Source organism: Kribbella steppae (genome assembly GCF_004342025.1).
Lineage (GTDB): Bacteria > Actinomycetota > Actinomycetes > Propionibacteriales > Kribbellaceae > Kribbella > Kribbella steppae.
Map to the genome: position 1 here is coordinate 313,815 of NZ_SLWN01000011.1, position 18,807 is coordinate 332,621.

The 18,807-nt window shown below is 68.7% G+C and carries 19 protein-coding genes; 7 read left to right on the forward strand and 12 right to left on the reverse strand.

The features are described 5' to 3' along the window. Positions 1-15 precede the first annotated feature (15 nt). Positions 16-459, forward strand: coding sequence for a MerR family transcriptional regulator (locus EV652_RS30680; RefSeq protein WP_132212743.1), 444 nt, complete (start codon positions 16-18; stop codon positions 457-459). Between the two features lie 5 nt (positions 460-464). Here the strand turns inward: EV652_RS30680 and EV652_RS30685 are convergent, their stop codons facing one another. Continuing rightward, on the reverse strand, positions 465-1,706 hold the full coding sequence (locus EV652_RS30685; RefSeq protein WP_132212744.1) for an RNA polymerase sigma factor: 1,242 nt from the start codon (positions 1,704-1,706) through the stop codon (positions 465-467). A 63-nt stretch (positions 1,707-1,769) separates the two neighbouring features. Beyond that, positions 1,770-2,141, reverse strand: coding sequence for a YciI family protein (locus EV652_RS30690; RefSeq protein WP_132212745.1), 372 nt, complete (start codon positions 2,139-2,141; stop codon positions 1,770-1,772). A 197-nt stretch (positions 2,142-2,338) separates the two neighbouring features. Here EV652_RS30690 and EV652_RS30695 point away from each other — a divergent pair, with 197 nt between their 5' ends. Next, complete coding sequence (locus EV652_RS30695) at positions 2,339-3,781, forward strand: flavin-containing monooxygenase (protein WP_132212746.1); 1,443 nt, start codon at positions 2,339-2,341, stop codon at positions 3,779-3,781. On the opposite strand, the gene EV652_RS30700 is transcribed toward EV652_RS30695, so the two are convergent. Continuing rightward, positions 3,782-4,921 (reverse strand): citrate/2-methylcitrate synthase, encoded by a 1,140-nt coding sequence (locus EV652_RS30700; protein ID WP_132212747.1) that lies wholly within the window; start codon positions 4,919-4,921, stop codon positions 3,782-3,784. Between the two features lie 74 nt (positions 4,922-4,995). On the opposite strand from EV652_RS30700, the gene EV652_RS30705 reads away from it, so the two are divergent. Beyond that, positions 4,996-6,156, forward strand: coding sequence for a citrate/2-methylcitrate synthase (locus EV652_RS30705; protein ID WP_132212748.1), 1,161 nt, complete (start codon positions 4,996-4,998; stop codon positions 6,154-6,156). 4 nt (positions 6,157-6,160) lie between these two features. Here EV652_RS30705 and EV652_RS30710 read toward each other — a convergent pair whose 3' ends face one another. The 6 genes from EV652_RS30710 to EV652_RS30735 all read right to left on the reverse strand — a co-directional run bounded on the left by EV652_RS30710 (position 6,161) and on the right by EV652_RS30735 (position 13,647). Continuing rightward, the gene (locus tag EV652_RS30710) at positions 6,161-7,522 is read right to left on the reverse strand and encodes a hypothetical protein (RefSeq protein WP_242002109.1); all 1,362 of its coding nucleotides are present in this window, start codon (positions 7,520-7,522) and stop codon (positions 6,161-6,163) included. A gap of 43 nt (positions 7,523-7,565) precedes the next feature. Further along, positions 7,566-8,450, reverse strand: a complete 885-nt coding sequence (locus EV652_RS30715) for a MurR/RpiR family transcriptional regulator (RefSeq protein WP_132212749.1) — start codon at positions 8,448-8,450, stop codon at positions 7,566-7,568. A gap of 129 nt (positions 8,451-8,579) precedes the next feature. Then, a complete protein-coding gene (locus EV652_RS30720) occupies positions 8,580-9,533 on the reverse strand; it encodes a co-chaperone YbbN (protein WP_132212750.1) in 954 nt (317 codons plus the stop codon). A gap of 52 nt (positions 9,534-9,585) precedes the next feature. Beyond that, entirely contained in the window at positions 9,586-11,223 is a 1,638-nt protein-coding gene (locus EV652_RS30725) for an NAD-binding protein (protein ID WP_242002110.1), read from the reverse strand. A 73-nt stretch (positions 11,224-11,296) separates the two neighbouring features. Further along, positions 11,297-12,970 (reverse strand): coenzyme B12-dependent isobutyryl-CoA mutase large subunit, encoded by a 1,674-nt coding sequence (icmA, locus tag EV652_RS30730; protein WP_132212752.1) that lies wholly within the window; start codon positions 12,968-12,970, stop codon positions 11,297-11,299. 173 nt (positions 12,971-13,143) lie between these two features. Then, positions 13,144-13,647, reverse strand: coding sequence for a MarR family winged helix-turn-helix transcriptional regulator (locus EV652_RS30735; RefSeq protein WP_132212753.1), 504 nt, complete (start codon positions 13,645-13,647; stop codon positions 13,144-13,146). A gap of 41 nt (positions 13,648-13,688) precedes the next feature. On the opposite strand from EV652_RS30735, the gene EV652_RS30740 reads away from it, so the two are divergent. From EV652_RS30740 to EV652_RS30755, 4 genes are all read left to right on the forward strand, one after another. Beyond that, complete coding sequence (locus EV652_RS30740) at positions 13,689-14,135, forward strand: DUF4231 domain-containing protein (RefSeq protein WP_132212754.1); 447 nt, start codon at positions 13,689-13,691, stop codon at positions 14,133-14,135. A gap of 32 nt (positions 14,136-14,167) precedes the next feature. Continuing rightward, positions 14,168-14,905 carry a maleylpyruvate isomerase family mycothiol-dependent enzyme gene (locus EV652_RS30745; RefSeq protein ID WP_132212755.1) on the forward strand — a complete coding sequence of 246 codons (738 nt, stop codon included), beginning with the start codon at positions 14,168-14,170 and terminating at the stop codon, positions 14,903-14,905. Between the two features lie 78 nt (positions 14,906-14,983). Then, positions 14,984-15,331 (forward strand): YciI family protein, encoded by a 348-nt coding sequence (locus tag EV652_RS30750; protein ID WP_132212756.1) that lies wholly within the window; start codon positions 14,984-14,986, stop codon positions 15,329-15,331. A 4-nt stretch (positions 15,332-15,335) separates the two neighbouring features. Further along, entirely contained in the window at positions 15,336-16,568 is a 1,233-nt protein-coding gene (locus EV652_RS30755) for an RNA polymerase sigma factor (protein ID WP_132212757.1), read from the forward strand. A gap of 4 nt (positions 16,569-16,572) precedes the next feature. On the opposite strand, the gene EV652_RS30760 is transcribed toward EV652_RS30755, so the two are convergent. From EV652_RS30760 to meaB, 3 genes are all read right to left on the reverse strand, one after another. Beyond that, positions 16,573-17,289, reverse strand: a complete 717-nt coding sequence (locus EV652_RS30760) for a PH domain-containing protein (protein ID WP_132212758.1) — start codon at positions 17,287-17,289, stop codon at positions 16,573-16,575. A 107-nt stretch (positions 17,290-17,396) separates the two neighbouring features. Beyond that, on the reverse strand, positions 17,397-17,555 hold the full coding sequence (locus tag EV652_RS44770; protein WP_199238479.1) for a hypothetical protein: 159 nt from the start codon (positions 17,553-17,555) through the stop codon (positions 17,397-17,399). 283 nt (positions 17,556-17,838) lie between these two features. Then, positions 17,839-18,795, reverse strand: coding sequence for a methylmalonyl Co-A mutase-associated GTPase MeaB (meaB, locus tag EV652_RS30765; protein WP_132212759.1), 957 nt, complete (start codon positions 18,793-18,795; stop codon positions 17,839-17,841). Between the last annotated feature and the right edge of the window lie 12 nt (positions 18,796-18,807).

Genomic DNA, 18,807 nt, shown 5'->3' on the forward strand with positions numbered 1-18,807 from the left:
GCTAGGATTTAGAGCGTGCTCGAAGTCAAGGAACCTGCCGAGACCGGGATCAGCATCGCCGAGGCCGCACGTCGTACCGGCGTGAGCGTGCACACCCTGCGGTACTACGAACGCGCCGGGCTGGTGGTCACCACCGTCGACCGAACCGCCGGCAACCGCCGCCGCTACCGGCAGCTGGACCTGGACTGGATCAAGGTCTGCACGCGGCTGCGCGCCACCGGTATGCCGATCCGGACCATCCGCCGGTACGCCGAACTCGTCTCGGCCGGCCGCGGCAACGAGAAGGACCGCCTGGAGCTCCTCGAATCCCACCGGGCCGAGGTGCTCGCGAAACTCGCCGAGCTCCAGGACAACCTCGAACTGATCGACCACAAGATCGACGTCTACCGAGGCCGCCTCCACGCCGGCACCGCCGACCTCCTGTGGGCACCTGCTGAACCCAGCGAGCCGGCCGGCTGAACCGGTCAGGCGGGCAGGGTGGCGAGGCGGTGGGTGAGGAAGCGGCGTTCGGTTTCGTTGGCGGTGAGGGTGATGGCGGTCTTGTAGGCCTGGGCTGCTTCGTCGGTGCGGCCGAGGCGGGCCAGCACGTCGGCGCGGGCCGCGGGGAGGTAGGCGTAGGTCTTGAGGGCGGGCTCGTTGCTGAGGGCATCTAGCTCGGCGAGGACGGTGTCGAGGTCGGCGCCGGGGACGAGGCTGTGGGCGGCGGCTCGGTTGAGGGCGACGATGGGGGTCGGCCAGCTGACCATCATGGCGTCGTACATGCGCACGACCTGACCCCAATCCGTCTTCTCCCAGGATGGAGCGGTCACGTGCAACCCAGCCACGGCTGCCTGCAGCGCGAATCGACCCTGTCCCCGCTCCAGCGCGGTCGTCGCCCTCGACACGCCTTCGGCCAGCAGCCGGATGTCCCACCGCGACCGGTCCTGATCCGCGAGTAGCACCAACTCCCCGTCATCGCTCAGCCGCGCATCGCCGCGCGCCTCCGTCATCAGCAGCAACCCCAGCAACGCCTGCGGCTCCGCCTCGGCTGGCATCAGCCGCACAAGCATCCGCGCCAACTCGACCGCCCGCCCGGTCAGATCCGCACGAGTCAGCTCGGACCCGGCTGCCACATGCCCAGCCGTGTACACGAGATGCACGACCGTCAGTACGGCGTCCAGTCGCGCCGGCAACTCGTCATCGGCCGGGATCCGGTACGGGATCGAGGCCGCCGCGATCTTCTTCTTCGCCCGGGTGATCCGTGCGGCCGCCGTCGGCTCACTGATCAGCAGGCCGGCCGCCACCTCGCGCGTGGTCAGGCCGCAGATCAGCCGCAACGTCAACGCCACCTGCGAGTCACGCGCGAGCGCCGGGTGGCAGCAGGTGAACACCAACCGAAGCGGATCCGTCGGCTGCTCGTCGTCGTCGGATGCGAGCGGATCCTCGACCAGCAACGGGAGCTTCCGCCGCAGGTTCGTCTCCCGCCGCATCCGATCCAGTGCCAGCCGCCGCGCGACGGTGGTCAGCCAACCGCCTGGGTTCGTTGGCAGCCCGTCCGACCAGGTCCGCAACGCCTGCACGTACGCGTCCTGCGTGCAGTCCTCGGCCAGATCCAGATCCCGCGTCAGCCGCACGACCGACGCGAGCACGGTCGACCAACTCTCCCGGTGCGCCCGGTCGACCGCCCGAGCCACCTCGACCACCGACGCCGGTCCCACCTCACTCATCCCCGTGCAGGCGGGTACGCCGACGGTGGGCCGTCCGTCGGTGCACCCGGCTGCTGCGACATGTCAGGCCGGCGCCTCGGCGTCCGACGAGGTGTCCATGATCGGGCGGACCTCGACGTTCCCCGACGGGCAGACCTTGGCGAGCTCGAGCGCCTGGTCGAGGTCGCGGGCCTCGATCACGTAGTAGCCGCCGAGGGCCTCTTTGGTCTCGATGAACGGGCCGTCGGTGACCAGTGGCTCGGCACCCTCGCGCTGCCGCACCGTGCTCGCGGTGGTCGACCGCTCCAGCGCCTCGCCGCCGAGGACCCGCGCTCCGGCCTTCTGCACGGCCTCCGTGAACGCGCCGTGCAGCTTCATCGCCTGCTGCCACTCCTCCGGCGTGAGGTTGTCGAACCATTCTTCGCTGTCGTACAGCAAGAACACGTACTGCGCCATCTCCGGCTCCCTTGAATCGGGTGTGTACTGGACATCTTGCTGACGATCGGCGGCAGTGGGAATCGACAGCACCGGCCATCAACTTCCCAGTCATGTTTCCGGCTCACCTCCTGTGACGTGGCAGACACGAACAAGCACCATCGTGCCCGCGCCACGTACTCTTGACCAGGTACTCAACAGGAACCCAGGAGGCATTCATGGAGCACCTGGACGTCCTCGTCGTCGGGGCCGGCCTGTCCGGCATCGGCGCCGCCTACCGGCTCCAGACGCAGTGCCCGGACCGGACGTACGCCGTCCTCGAGGCGCGCGAGAGCATCGGCGGCACCTGGGACCTGTTCCGCTACCCCGGGATCCGGTCCGACTCCGACATGTTCACCCTCGGCTTCCCGTTCCACCCGTGGACGGCGGCGAAGGCGATCGCGGACGGCCCGTCGATCCTGGAGTACCTGCACGAGACCGCATCCACCTACGGCATCGACGAGCACATCCGGTTCGGGCAGCGCGTCGTACGGGCGTCGTGGTCGTCGGCGGATGCGCGGTGGACCGTGGAGACCACAGAGGCGTCGTACACGTGCTCGTTCCTGTATGTGTGCAGCGGGTACTACGACTACGACTCGGGCTATGTGGTCGACTTCCCGGGGCAGAGTGAGTTCCAGGGTCAGGTAGTGCATCCGCAACACTGGCCGGAGGACCTGGACTACACCGGTCAGCGGGTGGTGGTGGTTGGCAGCGGCGCGACGGCTGTGACGCTTGTACCGGCGATGGCTCGTACGGCGGAGCACGTGACGATGCTGCAGCGCTCACCGAGCTATGTCGCGTCCAGACCGGCTCACGACGCGTTCTCCGACCGCCTGCGCGCCGTACTGCCCGAGAAGCTCGCGCACCGAGTGATCCGGGGCAAGAACGTGCTGTTCAGTACGGCTGTCTACAGCGCCTTCCGGAGGTGGCCGGCGCATGCTGCGTGGCTGCTGAACAGGACCGTGGCGAAGGAGTTGCCGGACTCGATCCCGCTGGACCCGCACTTCACCCCGCGCTACAAGCCGTGGGACCAGCGGCTCTGCCTGGTGCCGGACGCGGACCTGTTCGAGGTACTGCGTGACGGCTCGGCCGCTGTGGTCACGGACGAGATCGAGACCTTCACGCGGACCGGTCTGCGACTGCGCTCCGGGCAGGAACTGGAGGCCGACCTGATCGTCACCGCGACCGGACTGCGCATGGTTGCACTCGGCAACATCCAGCTGACGGTCGACGGGCGGGCGGTGGACCCGCACGACACGTTCGTCTACAAGGGGATGATGCTGAGCGGCGTACCGAACCTCGCCTGGTGCATCGGCTACACCAACAACTCGTGGACGCTCCGCTCCGACCTGACCTCGCAGTACGTCTGCCGCCTGCTCAACCACCTCACCGCCACCGGCACCAGCATCTGCGTGCCCGAGATCGACCAGTCCGAGTACGACGCCCCACGCCGTCCCGTGGTCGATCTCTCCTCCGGCTACATCCAGCGGGCCGCGTCCGTCCTGCCCCGCCAAGGCACCCGCGGCCCCTGGCGCCTCCGCCAGAACTACCCCCGCGACCTGGTCCTGCTCCGCTTCGGCCCGATCACCGACGACTCCATGCGGTTCAAACCCGCCGCCTGACTACACGACAGGGACCGGAGGCTGCGGACCGACGTAGGTTGCGATGGGGCGGATGATCTTGGGGTCGGTGGACTGTTCGAGAATGTTGGCGGACCACCCGATGACGCGGCTGACGGTGAAGGTGGGCGTGAACATCGGGCGCGGCAGGCCGCAGAGTTCCATCACGACGCCGGCGTAGAACTCCACGTTGGCGTAGAGGTTGCGGCCCGGCTTGAGCTCGGCGAGTACGTCGACGATGCGCTGCTCCACGGTGGTGGCGAAGTCAACCAGGTCCCCGCCCAGGCCGCGGGCGATGTCGCGCAGCATCAGCGACCGCGGGTCCTCGGTCCGGTAGACCGCGTGCCCGAAGCCCATGATCCGGTCCCCTGCCGACACCTTCGCGCGCACCCAGGCGTCGATGCGATCCGGCGTACCGATCTCGTCCAGGCTGGCCAGCGCACGGTCCGGCGCCCCACCGTGCAGTGGTCCCGAGAAGGCTCCGATCGCACCGGCGATGGCGGCCACGACATCAGCACCCGTTGACGCGATCACCCGGGCGGTGAACGTCGACGCATTGAACCCGTGGTCCACGGTCGCGACCAGGTAGTGCTCGATCGCAGCTGCCTGTACGGCGCTCGGCTCGGCGCCGGTCACCATGTACAGCCAGTTCGCCGCGGCGGTGAGATCAGCGCGCGGCTCGAGCGGTTCCTGCCCCTCACGCAGGCGGTACAGCGCTGCCAGGATCGTGGGCGTCACCGCGCACACCAGCATCGCGTCGGCCTTCCGCCGTACCGGGTCCGCGTCCCACAACGGCGCGAGACTCCGTACGGCGGCCAGTAGCGACAACGCGGTGCGGAGACCGGCCAGTGGGTTGAACGACGGGCCGGCAGTCGCGATCGCCGGCAGCACCGCACGAACCTCGTCCGGCAGCACGCGCAACGGCGCGAGCTCGGCGACGAAGCGGTCGCGCTCCTCGGCGGTCGGGAGACGGGCCTCGAACATCAGGAACCAGACGTCTTCCAGCGTCTTCGACTTGGCGAGGTCGATCGCCGAGTACTGGCGGTAGTGGTAGAACCCTTCGTCACCGCGGACATCACCGAGGGTCGTCTCGGTGACGACGACGTTGCGCAGGCCAGGCGGAACATTGATTGTTGTTGACATACCTTCAGAGTTGACAGGGAATCAACTATTGTCAATGTTGATCCAGTCAACATGAAGGGCCGGAGGAGCGCTGGATGAGCCAGCAGAGTGACGAGAATTACCTGACCACGGCTGAGGTCGCGCGCAAGCTGAAGGTGAAGCCGGAGACGATCTACGCCTACGTGAGCCGCGGGCTGCTGACGAGCGTCCGGGCCCGCGGTCGGCGCGGCAGCCTCTTCGCGGCGGCGGACGTCGAGCGGCTGGCCAGCAAGTCCGTGGAACACTCCGGCGTCGTCGAGCAGATCGAGTCCGAGCTCACCCTCCTGCAGGACGACGAGCTGTACTACCGCGGCCACTCAGTCAGAGAGCTCGCAACCGACCAGACAGTCGAGTCGGTGGCCCACCTGCTCTGGACCGGTGAGCTGACCAAGCAGCGGATGTTCCCGGCGCCGGGTGACTCGGTGCAGCTCGCCCGGTTGGCGATGAGCGTGCTGCCGGATTCGGCGCGCCTCACGGACCAACTGCGGGTGGCTGTCGCCGTACTGGGGGCTGCCGATCCGATGCGGTTCGACCTGACACCGCGGTCGGTGGTCGTGGCCGCGGAGAAGCTGATCGGCGTACTGGTTGCTGCTCTGCCAGGACGACCGGCGGGCGCGCAGGATTCGCTGGGCAAGAGACTCTGGCCGAAGCTCTCGCCCTACCCGCCACAGCCGGAGGTGCTGGACGCGGCACTGATCCTGCTGGCGGACCACGGCCTGGCGGTGTCGACTGTCGCCGCCCGAGTGGCGGCAAGTGCCCGGGCGAATCTGTACGCCGTGGTGTCGGCGGGACTGGGCGCGCTGGACGGGCAGTACCACGGCGCCGCACCGACCTTGGCGTACGAGTTCCTCCAGCGCGCCCAGCGTGATCCACTCCAGGCGTTGTCGGATCAGCTCCGGTCGGGTGAACCGGTGCCGGGGTTCGGGCACCGGATCTACCAGGAGCGGGATCCGCGCGCCGAGGTGCTGCTCGGGATCCTCGGCGACCACCCGGTGGTGGAGACGATTCAGGTGCTGGCCGCGCGGATGCCGTCGTTCCCGAACAGCGACCTCGCCGTGGCGGCGATGATGCATGCCTTCGAGTTCCGGGCAGATGCCGGCGACGCGTTGTTCGCGCTGGCGCGGATCATCGGATGGACCGCACATGCGCTGGAGGAGTACGCGGCGCCGGCTCTGCGCTTCCGGGCGTTGGGGATCTACACGGGTCAGACCGGCTGAGCCCTCAGCGCGCTTCGAGCTTGAGCAACGTGGCGGCGCCTGGAGCCAGCATGAGCGGCACAGGACCGGTCCCGCGCGCCCTGTAGGTCTGCGTACGGGGATCGAACACACCGACCGCCGAGACGCCGGACAACCGGGGCGTCAGCGTCGTCCGGGCTTCGGCGGAGTGGGACCGGTTGGCGACCAGGACCCACCGATCGGCCGAGCCGTCGCGAGAGCGGAGGGTGCCCACCACGACAGGAGACCCGGAGACACCGGAGATCAGGTCCGTCGGAGTGAAACCCACCGTCCCGTTGGGCAACGGCGTCTCGTTGGCATGGACAACGGACTCGGACACGAGCGGCTTGAGCTCGCGACCGACCTGATGAAGCCAGGTGGTGTTGATCGTGCGACTGGCGGCGTACCGGGGTGTGCGACGACCGTCGACCGTGATCAGCGCCGGGCCGAAACCTTCACCGCGAGCGGCCTCCGGAGTCCAGTAGGTGAAGTACTGGATGCCCTTCGCGCCGTACGCGAGGCTGATGTTGACCTGCCACAGGAGTTCGGCCGCGGTCGGCTCCCGGTGGTTGTTGTACGAGAGAGTCTGGATGAACACCCAGGACGGGATGTCGCCGTGCAGTGCGGCGTCGCGCACGATCGCCCAGTTGTGGAAGTAGTTCCCGTCCTCGCGGCCCTCGGACAGCAGCGGGTACCGGTCGAACGAGATGAGCGACGGCTTCACGACATCGACGAAGCTGCGGTAGTACGCCGGATCGTCGGACGGGAAGAGGTTGATGTACGGCAGCAACGCGGGAGCCAATTCGCGAGAAACCGCGACGGCCTTCGCCAGCGTGCCGAACCAGCCGGCGCCGGGCTCGTCGTACAGGTTGAAGCCGGCCAGTGACGAGTAGGGACCGTAGGCGTCGCGGGCGCGGACGTAGAGGGCGCGGGCCTCGTCCGGGGTGACGCTGAGGAAGTCGGCCGGGTTGTCGGAGATCGAGAACCAGCGCGACATGTTGCGGATCTGGATGTCGTCCGAGATCAGCATCTGCAGCCCGGCGGTGCGGGCGAGGCCGAGCTGGTACTGGAAGATGTTGCCGTCACCGGCGTAGTTGCCGGAGATGACGAAGTCGAACCCGGCCGCCTTGATCTCGGCGAACCGCTCCGGCGTACTCGCGTACGGGTGCGGCGGCCAGAACAACCCGATCGGGAACTCCGGCCCACCCGTCAACGGCAGGTCGTCAGGCGACGGAATCGCCGCAGCAGCAGGTACGACGCCTGACGCCGCGGCAGTCGTGGTCGAGACCGCGCCAGTCAGCGCGGCCGCGCCGGCACCGAGCAGGAGGGCGCGACGACTGGGACCAAGAATCTGGTGGGGGCTTTGCATGGTTCTCCTTCACGGGCGGGTGGACGGAGCAATCACGGGCAAATCAGGAGCGCTTGCGATGGGACGCAACAGCTTCGGCCGTGGCGTCGAAGGCCTGCTCGGCCAGCGGATAGTCGCGTTGCGCCACCCCGAGATACAGCGCATCGAGGACGAGCATCTGCACGTGGCGAGCCGACATCCCGCCGGTGCGGAAGGTGACATCACGAGCAGCGGTCAGCAGGACGACGTCCGCACTCAGGGCCAGCGGCGACCGCGGATAGTTGGTCACGGCAACTGTCGTCGCACCGCCACGCCCCGCGCGCTGCAACGGCTCCAGCACCTCGACCGTCTCGCCGCTGTGCGAGATGCCGATGGCAACATCACCGGGACCGAGCAACGCCGCACTCGTCAACGCGTTGTGCACGTCGCTCCAGGTGCTGGCCGCGCGATCGATCCGGTGCAGCCGCAGCCGCAGATCCTCGGCGGTCGACGCTGACCCGGACACGGCGTACATGTCGATCCGCCGCGCGTCGGAGATCGCCTGCACCGCCCGGCCGAGCGCACGCACGTCGATCGACGCGACCGTGTCCTCGAGCGCCCGGGTGTCGGCGCGCAGCAGCGTCTGCAGGACGTCCTCCAGCGAGTCGTCCGGCCCGACCTCGGCACCGGTCCCCCGCTCCCAACTGCTGCTGGTCCGCCCGCTCTCGGCCGCGAGCGCCAGCCGCAGCTCGGCGTACCCGGACAGCCCGAGCGCGAGGCAGAACCGCGTGACACTCGGCAGCGACGTCCCACAGCGGGCCGCGAGCTGGCCGATCGTCGACGCCGCCACACCGGCCGGATCCCGCAGGACCTCGGTCGCGATCCGGGCTTGCGCCGGGCTGAGCGCGGGCAGCAACCCTTTGATCCGGGCTTCCAGGCTCGGCTGCTGCGACGCGGCGAGAACGCTCATGTGAATAATTCTCAAACCAGGACGACCAAGATTGCAAGAGTTCACACCCGACCGGGAACGGACACACGCAAAGACCCCCTCGACCAGCACGGCCGAGGGGGTCCGAAACGATCCAGATCAGACCAGAGATCAGAAGAGCGCGGCCATCAACCGCCGACGCGCCTTGATCACGCGCTCGTCGTCGGCGCCGACGACCTCGAACAGCTCCAGCAGATGCAGCCGGACGGCGTTGCGCTCGTCGCCCGCGGTCACCTGGACGGTGTTGATCAGCCGGTTGAAGGCGTCCTCGATGTGGCCGCCCATCAGGTCGACGTCCGCGACCAGCTTCTGCGCCTCGACATCCGCAGGGTTGTCGGCCGCACGGGCCCGGACGTCGGCCGGCACGTCCTGGGTCCGCTTGACCAGCTGGACCCGGGCCAGACCGGCCTTCGCCTCCGCGTCGTTCGGGGTCTCCTTCACGAGCTCCTCGTACGCCGCGATCGCGCCGTCCAGATCACCGGCACCGACCGCGTTCTCCGCCGCCTCGTACCGCGGGTTCGGCGGCGGCTCTTCTTCCTCCGACGCAGCCTCGGCCGCCGGACCGACAGGCTCGGCCCGCCCGGTGATGCCGTTTGCGACCGCCACCGTGAGCAGCTGGTCGAGGTACTGCCGCGCCTCCGACTCCCCCAGCGCGCCCTGGAACAGCGGGACCACCTGACCCCGCAGTACGGCGATCACCAGCGGAACCGTCTGGACGCCGACCGCCTGGGCCAGCTGCGGGTTCGCGTCGATGTCGACCCGGGCCAGCAGGAACTTGCCGGCGTACTCGGTCGACAGCTGGACCAGCACCGCACTGAGCGAGGTCGAGGCCTGCGACCGCGGCGACCAGAACTCGACCACCACCGGCACCTGCAGCGACCGCTCGATCACATCGGCCTGGAAGGTCGGCTCATCTACGTTCAGCGCATACGACCCCACAGCGCCGCCGCCGGCCGGTGCACCACCCGCGGCCGGTGTGCCACCGGGACCGGCAGGCGCCGCGCCGGGCTTGCGCAGGGACGACAGATCGATCGCCCCGGGACGGGAGAAGTTCGACTGACTCACGACTGCCCTCGCATTCCGTTCACGTTCACGGGTCCATCCTCCCCGACAGCCCTCAACTGTGGTGCGCCCGGGTCGCCAGGAGCAGTCGGGCGAGGCCGCTGCGGGTGCCGGCGACGGCGATCCGGTCGCCCGGCTGGAGCACCTTGCCGGACGCCGGCGACCAGTCCCAGGTGGTCCCGTTCCGGCGCGCCAGGATCAGCAGACCGCCCGCCTCACCCAGCTCGCCCAGCCGCAGGCCGCCCGCGACCGATCCCGGCTCCACGGTCACCTCGGTCAGCAGCAGCACCCGGCGGCCGGCCGGCACGGTCACCTGACTGCGCCGGTTCGCCACCGCTGCGGCGATCGCCGGCGCGACCAGCATCGACACCGACCGGCTGTGCCCGAGCCCGAGCCGCCGCTCGACCCGTTGGGCCAGGTCGTGGTCGAACATCCGCATCGTGATCCGCGCCTCCGGGTTCAGATCGCGGACCACCATCGCGGACTCCAGGTTCGTGATGTCGCCATCGGTGAGCGCCAGCACCGACTGACACCGCTGGACGCCGGCCAACCGCAGCGTCTCCTCGTTGCTGCTGTCCCCGATCACCACCGGGATCCGCAACCGGTGCGCGGTCTGTACGCCGGGCGCGTCCTCGTCGTGCTCGACCCCGACCACCGCGACCCCGCGCTCGGCCAGGATCTCCAGGACGCGCGCGCCGACCGTCCCGAGACCGCAGACGACGACATGGTTCCGGGGCCGGCCGCGGACACCGCCGATCACCCGCGACAGCCGGGCCCCGATCAACGAGTCGACGATCACCGCGGTCAGCAGCGCCACCAGCACGATGCCGGTCAACTGCACCACGACCGCGGCCACCTTCGTCCAGGGCGCCGCGTCGGAGAACGCGTCGTCCTCGATCCCGGCCGACGTCACCGCACCGGCGGCCAGGTAGAGCGCCCGCAACCAGTCGATGTTCGCCATGTAGTGCGTGAGCACCGTCCCGCCGATGACGAGCAACGCCATCACCGCGGCGATCCGCCGTACCCGGCGATCGAAGATGTCGCGCATCGCCATCAGCCACCCGGCCCGCCGTACGTCCTTGGTCCGCCAGACGCTGCGGACGCCGGTGCCGAGGACGATGTCGCCGGTCGGATCGGAACTCACGACCGGCAGCAGTTCCGGCGTCGCCGACGAAGTGGTGTCGGCAAGCACTGCCAGATGCGGTCCACGAATCAGCTCGGCCTGTCCGGCGACCAGCCGGCGTCCGCCGATGTCGAGCCAGGTCAGTTCGTCGTCCTCGAGGGCGTCCGACACGAACGCCGGCGCGGCCAGCGACGGGCCCGAGATCACCACGCAGTCGCCGAGCAGCCGGTGCAACTGCTCACCCAGCCGCGGGTTGACCATCTGCACCACGATGCGCAGATTCGGATCCATGTCCCGCGCGGTCAACGCGGTGTGGACGTTGCGTACGTCGTCGTTGTCCAGCAGCACCAGGGCACGCGCGGTCGACGGCTGCCCGTCCGCGGAATCGATCCCCGCGCGCCGTAACAGCGCCTCGCTGACGACGCGGACACCCATCACCTGCGCGCCGAGCTCGCCGATCCGTTCGTAGTGCCGGGACGCGGGGTTGACGATCGCGGTGACCCGTTCGCCGGAGTCGACCAGTTCGGTGACGACCCGCAGCATCGTGCGGTCCGAACCACAGACGACCACGCTGCGACCGTCGAGCGGACCGCCACCGTTGCCGGCAGGGGTCGGTGACGGTGGAGGTTCTGCCGGCGGGTCCTCAGAACCGGGCGGGTTCTCGGTACTCGCCCCACTGTTCCCGAAGAACGTGACAGATTTCCCCCATCGTGGCCTCCGCACGCGCCGCCTCCAGCATGGGTTCGATGAGGTTGCCGGTCCCTCTGGCCGCCTCGACCAGAGCGGACAGCGTACGACGTACTCGGTCCTCGTCGCGGTGCGCCTTGCGTTCCGCGAGCACCCTGCACTGCTCGACCTCCACCTCGTGGCTGACCCGGAGGATGGACAGCTCACCGGAGACCGTGTCGGTCAGGGTGTTCACCCCGACGATCTTCTTCTCGCCCTTCTCCAACTGCTGCTGGTACTCGAAAGCGGCGTCGGCGATCTCGGCCATGAACCAGCCGTCCTCGATCCCGCGCAGAATGCCGCCGGTCATCGACTCGTCCGGGCTCATCTCCTTGATCCGGGCAAAGATCTCTTCGGCCTGTGCCTCGATGTCGTCGGTGAGCGCCTCGACGAACCAGGACCCGCCGAGCGGGTCGGCGACGTTGGTGACCCCGATCTCTTCCATCAGCACCGACTGGGTCCGCAACGCGATCTCGGCCGACTCCTCGCTCGGCAGCGCGAGGGTCTCGTCGAGCGCGTTGGTGTGCAGCGAGTTCGTCCCGCCGAGGATGGCGGCCAGCGCCTCGACAGCCGTCCGGACGACGTTGTTGTACGGCTGCTGGGCGGTCAGAGACACCCCCGCCGTCTGGGTGTGGAAGCGCAGCGACTGAGCCTTCTCGGTGCGGGCGCCGTAGACGTCACGCAGCCAGCGGGCCCAGATCCGCCGGGCCGCGCGGAACTTCGCGATCTCCTCGAAGAAGTCCAGGTGGCTGTCGAAGAAGAACGACAGGCCGGGCGCGAACACGTCGACGTCGAGGCCCCGGCTGAGGCCCAGCTCGACGTACCCGAATCCGTCGGCGAGCGTGTACGCCAGCTCCTGCGCGGCCGTCGAACCGGCCTCGCGGATGTGGTAGCCGGAGACGCTGAGCGGCTTGTACGCCGGGATGGTCGAGGCGCAGTACTCCATCAGGTCGCCGATCAGGCGCAGGTGCGGTTCCGGCGGGAACAGCCACTCCTTCTGCGCGATGTACTCCTTGAAGATGTCGGTCTGCAGCGTCCCGTTCAGCTTCGTGATGTCGGCGCCCTGGCGCTCGGCCGAGACCAGGTACATCACGAACGCCGGGATGGCGGGACCCGAGATCGTCATCGAGGTCGTGACGTCCTGCAGCGGGATGTCCTTGAACAGCCGGTCCATGTCGGCGGCGGAGTCGATCGCGACCCCGCAGTGCCCGACCTCGCCGAGCGACTTCGGGTCGTCGGAGTCGCGGCCCATCAGCGTCGGCATGTCGAACGCGACCGACAGGCCGCCGCCACCGCCGTTGAGGATCATCTTGTACCGCTCGTTGGTCTGCTCGGCGTTGCCGAAGCCGGCGAACTGGCGGATCGTCCAGGTGCGGCCCCGGTAGCCGGTCGGGTACAGACCGCGGGTGAACGGGAACTCACCGGGCCAGCCGATCCGGTCCATCCGCGGGTCGTCCACGCCCTCGGGAGGCCCGTACACCGGGGCGACCTCGACGCCGGAGAGCGTGGTGAAATCCGCCTCCCGCCGCCGTGCCGCGTCGTACCGCTGCTGCCACCGGCTCCGGCCGGCCGCAATCTGCTCGGCATCCATCAGTCAGACCTCCTCGGGAACTGGTCCCAAAATACTAGGACGTCCAACTATTTCCAACTGGTGACGGACCGCCAGGCCATCACAATCGCGCGCCGGCGGCGGGCCGCCGCGTGGAGGGACGCAGAGCAGCGCGGTTGTGATGGCCTGGAGATCCGGGCCCTGCTCCCGGGGATCTAGGTGAAGTCGCCGGCGTTGTGGCGGAGGGGTTCGAGGACGGACCAGAGCATCTTGAGCTGATCGTCGGTGAGGCCGGACAGGGCGAAGTCGGCAGCGACCAGGTCGGCAGTGGCGCGTTCGACCAGTTCGCGGCCCTCGGGGGTGATCTCGCAGAGGACGGCCCGGCCGTCGTCCGGGTGCGGCGTCCGGGTGACCAGGCCGGCCGCTTCCAAGCGCCGTACGATCGACGTCACCGAGGTCGGGTGCACCTGCAGCCGCTCCCCCATCTTGCCCAGCGGCAACGACCCGCGCCGGGAGAACGTCAGCAGCACCAGCGCCTCGAACCGCGCGAACGTCAGCCCGTGCCGCTTCAGGATGTCGTCGAGCTCACCGATGACGATCTGCTGGGCCCGCATCAGCGACGTGACGGCCCGCATCTGCTCGACCGCGCCCCACCGTCGCCCCCACTGCCGCGAGGCCTCGTCAATAGGATCGAACGGCAACGCCCTCTTCCTCGCCATGACCGGAACATTAACTGCCGAAACGCTTATCGTGGCTGACCGTGGCGACTCTCAGAGATTCAGACTTCCCGACGCTCGGCAAGGACTCGCCCGCCGAGCGGATGATCGACATCCGCTTCCGCTGGTATCACCGCCAGGCCATCCAGGCTCGCATCGCCTACCGCACCCTGGGTGTCGTGCAACTCGTGGCCGCGCTCTCGATCGCAGTCTCGGTCGCCTTCGACGTGCCGACCTGGCTGGCCCCGGCGCTGGGCGGTCTCATCGCCCTCGCCGAGGGAATTCGTACACTCTTCGGTTTCAAGGACTCCTACCCGACCTACCGCCGGGCCGCCGAGGAACTGCGCAGCGAAGCATGGCTCTATGCCCAACTGGCCGGCCGTTACGCCGCGGCCGAAGAGCCGGCCAAACTGCTCGCCGAGCGCGTTGCCGAGATCAGCCGGTCGGAGACCGTCGACTGGGAGACGGCGTTGAAGGCCCGCAGTATCTGAAAGTGTCCGGGGATGGTGTCATGCTCTGCCCTATGACGGAGCTGGCTGGGTTCTACCTCGAGCAGTTGCGGGCTGAGTCTGCGCGGTTGGGTGAGGTCGGGCGGATGGGGTTGGATGCCGCGGTGCCCAGCTGTCCCGGGTGGACGGTCGAGTCGGTGGTGCGGCATGTCGCGACGGTGTATCTGCACAAGGTGGAGGTCCTGAGGCTCGGGGCGCTGCCGGATCCGTGGCCGCCGGACTTCGGTGGGCGGGATGCGCTCGAGTTGTACGACGAGGCGCGCGCGGCGATCGTGGCCGCTTTGGAGGCGGCCGGGACCGAGCGGGAGACGTGGACGTTCAACCCGGACGACAAGACCTCCGGGTTCTGGTACCGGCGGATGGCGCTGGAGAGTGTGGTTCACCGGATCGACGTCGAGCAGGCTCACGACGTGGTCACCCCGATCGACCCTGCGCTGGCCCTCGACGGTATCGACGAGTTGCTCTTCCCCAACCTCGGCGGTCCCTGGTGGGAGGAAGGCGACACCGCGCATCCGCTGGATGCCGCCGTACGGATCACGGCCGACGGCAGGTCGTGGACGGTCCGCGCCGACGCGACGAGTGTCGTGGTGAGCCAGGACGCCGGGGGTGAGGTGGCGGCCGAGATCTTCGGGGCGGCCGATGCGGTGTTCCTGTGGTTGTGGGGCCGGCTGGACGATTCCGCGATTCAGTCCGCCGGTGATGCGGACGTCGTACAGGAGTTCCGGGCGCGGGTCGCGGAGTGCACCACCTGAGGGATGTCCTGGATGCGGGTGGCTGTTCGTTCACTTGCTGAGGGGCCACAGTGGGCCTGACGAAGAAGGAGCGTTCCGATGGCGCAGTACCTTGCACTGACCTATACCGCGGACGTCGACTGGTGGGCGCCTGAGCAGGCGAGTGAGCTGGCGGAGTACCGGCAGTTCGGGGTGGACCACGCCGAGAGCGTCAAGGCGAGCGCCGTCCTGCATCCGACGCCGACGGCGACCGTCGTCCGGGTGGAGGGCGCGCGCGGCGGGAAGGTCGTCACGACGGACGGGCCGTACGCCGAGACGAAGGAAGCGCTGACCGGCTACTACCTGATCGAGGCCGAGGATCTGGAGGAAGCGATCGCGATCGCCGCGCAGATCCCGGCCGCCTGGAACGGCGCCGTCGAGGTGCGGCCGGTCATCCTGGCCAAGTAACACCATGTACGACGCAGTCGCGGAGACGATCCGGGTCGAGGGGACGCGCATCCTGGCGACCCTGATCCGGACCGTCGGCGATGTACAGCTGGCCGAGGACGCCGTCCAGGAGGCAACCCTGGCGGCGCTCGGCGCCTGGCCGGTCACCGGAGTACCGCCGGAACCGCGTGCCTGGCTGACCGTGACCGCCCGGCGGAAGGCGATCGACATCATCCGCCGCGAGCAAGCACGCCGCGGCAAGGAGCGAGACGGGCTGGAGCTGATGGAGCTCTCCCAGTCGGACGGAATCGTCCCGGACAGCGTCGTGCAGGACGATCTGCTGCGGCTGATCTTCACCTGCTGTCATCCCGCGTTGTCGCCACCGACCCGGATAGCGCTGGCGCTGCGCACATTGTGTGGTCTGTCGCCGGCGCAGATCGCTGGCGTCCTGCTGACCACCGAGGTCGCGACCACCAAGCGGCTGACCCGGGCGCGGCAGAAGATCGCGGCGGCGCGGATCCCGTACCGGGTGCCGGCTGAGGACGAGCTACCCGCTCGGCTGCCGGCCGTGTGCGGTGTCATCCACAGCCTCTACACCTCTGGCCATGCCCCGGTCGAGGGACAGACGGCGTACGACGTCGACGGCTGCACCGAGGCAATCCGGCTGGCCGAGTTGCTACATGAGTTGCTACCCGAGCAGCCGATGCCGACCGCCGTACTGGCCCTGCTGCTTCTCACCGAGGCACGTCGACCGGCTCGGCTGGACGACGACGGCGAGGTGGTCACACTCGACCGGCAGGATCGCACGCGGTGGGACGCGACAGCGATCAGCCGCGGGATCGCGCTTCTGAATGACTCACTCCTGCGCTCGGGCCAGCAGGCCGACGCCTATCAACTCCAAGCGGCCATCGCGGCTGAGCACGCCCGCGTGCCCAGCTACGCCGCCACCGACTGGCGCGAGATCGTCCGCCTGTACGACCTGCTCGTGTCGATCGCACCCAGCACGTCCGCTCACCTCGCCCACGCGGTCGCCATTGCCGAGGCCGACGGCACCGCGTCCGGGCTCGCGTTGCTCGACGAACTCCCACCGAGCCCTCGCTGGCACGCCGTACGCGCCGAACTGCTCGCGCGTGATCACCGGTACGCCGAAGCGGCCGCAGAGCTCACCCAGGCACTCGCCGGACCCGCCACGGACCCGGAACACGCACACCGCGAACATCGTCGCCGGGTCTTCCTCAGCCAGGCCCAGCCCGACTGACTGGTCAGTCAGTCGGGTCGTCGGTCCAGTTGCCGCGGTCGCTGTTGAAGATGGACTTGGTCCCGGAGCCGCCGGGCGCCGGGCGGGCCTGATGGGCGGGCGCGGGGGCGACCGTGGTCGTGACCTCCTGCGCGGAGTCCATCCCGATCGGACCGGTGCCGTCGTCGTCGGAGTCGTCGTCGCCCTCCACCACGTCGACGCTCGCCGACGCGCGCAGACCGGTGCGCTGGATGACTCGCTGGATGGTCAGATCCCGGTCGTCCGGGCGGCTGACCCACCTGATCTCGCGGAAGCCCTGGTCCTGCGCCGCCGACTCGAACACGAAGTGGCCGTAGCCGAGGATCCGGCCGACGATCGGCTTCTGCAGGGTGATGTCGAGGACTCGCGCGATCGGAGTGGTCGCGACCGTCTGGGAGAAGACGCCACGGATCCGCATGACCCGCATGTTGGTGACCACGAACCGGTCCCGGTGATGGGTGAGGAATGTCCAGAAGGCATGCGACAGCAGCACCAGCACGATCGCCAGCAGCACCTGTGTGCCACCGATCGAGTTGCTCGCCAGCGCCACCAGCAGGGCGGTCGCCAGCGCCACCTCGAGCATCGGCACCGAGTACACCACCCAGTGCTGGCGGACCTCGTCGATGACGACTTCGCCCTCGTCCGAGATCAGGTGCCGCCGGACCTTCGGGTCGAAGATCCGGAACAGGCCTAGTCCGGCCATCCGTTCACTCCCCTGAACACCTAGCTGTCGGCCGGTCGGCTCCGGCTGCGTGCCTTACAGCCAAGTGTCCCGCACGATCGCTCGTTACGGGACACCCGGTCAGCAGATCAGCCGAACAGCGCGCTCAGGAACGTGATCACGCTCTCGAACGCGTCGCCGACGGCCGAGAACGCGCCTCCTACCGCGTCGGCGGCGTTGGCCGGCTGAGTGAACAGATAAAAAGCCGCAAAGGCGATGACCGACCAGATCAACAGCTTCTTCGGCATGTCACCACTCCTCGTTCGCAACCACTCGGTCGACTGTGTTTGTGTTGTATCACGGACCGTCACCAATTGTCACTGACTGAACACAGCCCACCGCACAATGCTCACCAGCTACAAGGTCCATTCTGTAACGGATTCGGGGGCATGGCAGCCACCGGCGCGCCGCCGTGAGACGCGGATCGCGCCGTGGAGCGTAAATCGTCCGGTATTTGCCCGATTTCGGAAATCGCCCCACTCATATCACATCCGGCGACACAATGTGACAGACAGTGGTCGAATGTCGCACTCAGAGCGCGTCGATCAGTTCGTCGGCGGCCGTGTAGGGGTCGGTGTTCCCCTCGGCGACCTTGGCCGCCAGCACGTCCAACCTGGCGTCGCCGTGCAGGTGGGCGAACCGCGACCGCAGCGCGGTCATCGCGATCGCCTCGATCTCGTCCCGGGCGCGACTGCGCCGGCGCTCCTCCAGGACGCCGTTCGCCGTCATCCAGGCCAGCCGGTCCTCGATCGCCGTCACCACCTCGGCGATCCCTTCGTTGCGCGAGGCAACAGTCTTCAGGATCGGCGGCGTCCAGGCGCCTTCGGCCCGTTCGGCCAGTGCGAGCATCGCGCGCAGGTCGCGGGTGACGTTCTGCACGCCGTCGCGATCGGCCTTGTTCACAACGTAAATGTCGCCGACCTCGAGGATGCCGGCCTTCGCCGCCTGGATCCCGTCACCCATCCCCGGCGCCAGCAGCACGAGGGTCGTGTCGGCCATCCCGGCGATCTCCACCTCGGACTGCCCGACCCCGACCGTCTCCACCAGAACCACGTCGAACCCGGCCGCGTCCAGCACCCGCAACGCCTGCGGAGTCGTCCACGCCAGACCGCCCAGATGCCCGCGCGACGCCATCGACCGGATGAACACCCCGGCGTCCGTCGCGTGGTCCTGCATCCGCACCCGGTCCCCCAGCAACGCACCGCCGGAGAACGGCGACGACGGGTCGACCGCCAGTACGCCGACCCGCTTCCCGGTCTCCCGGTACGCCGAAACCAGCGCCGACGTCGACGTGGACTTACCGACACCTGGCGAGCCCGTGATCCCGACGATGTGCGCCTGACCGGCGTACGGCGAGAGTGCCGCCATCACCTCGCGAAGCAGCGGCGACTCGTCCTCGACCAACGAGATCAGCCGGGCGACGGCCCGGGAGTCACCCTCCCGGGCACGCTCGACCAACTCGCCGACCGGAGCGGTGCGTCGTGGCATCAGCCCTCTTTC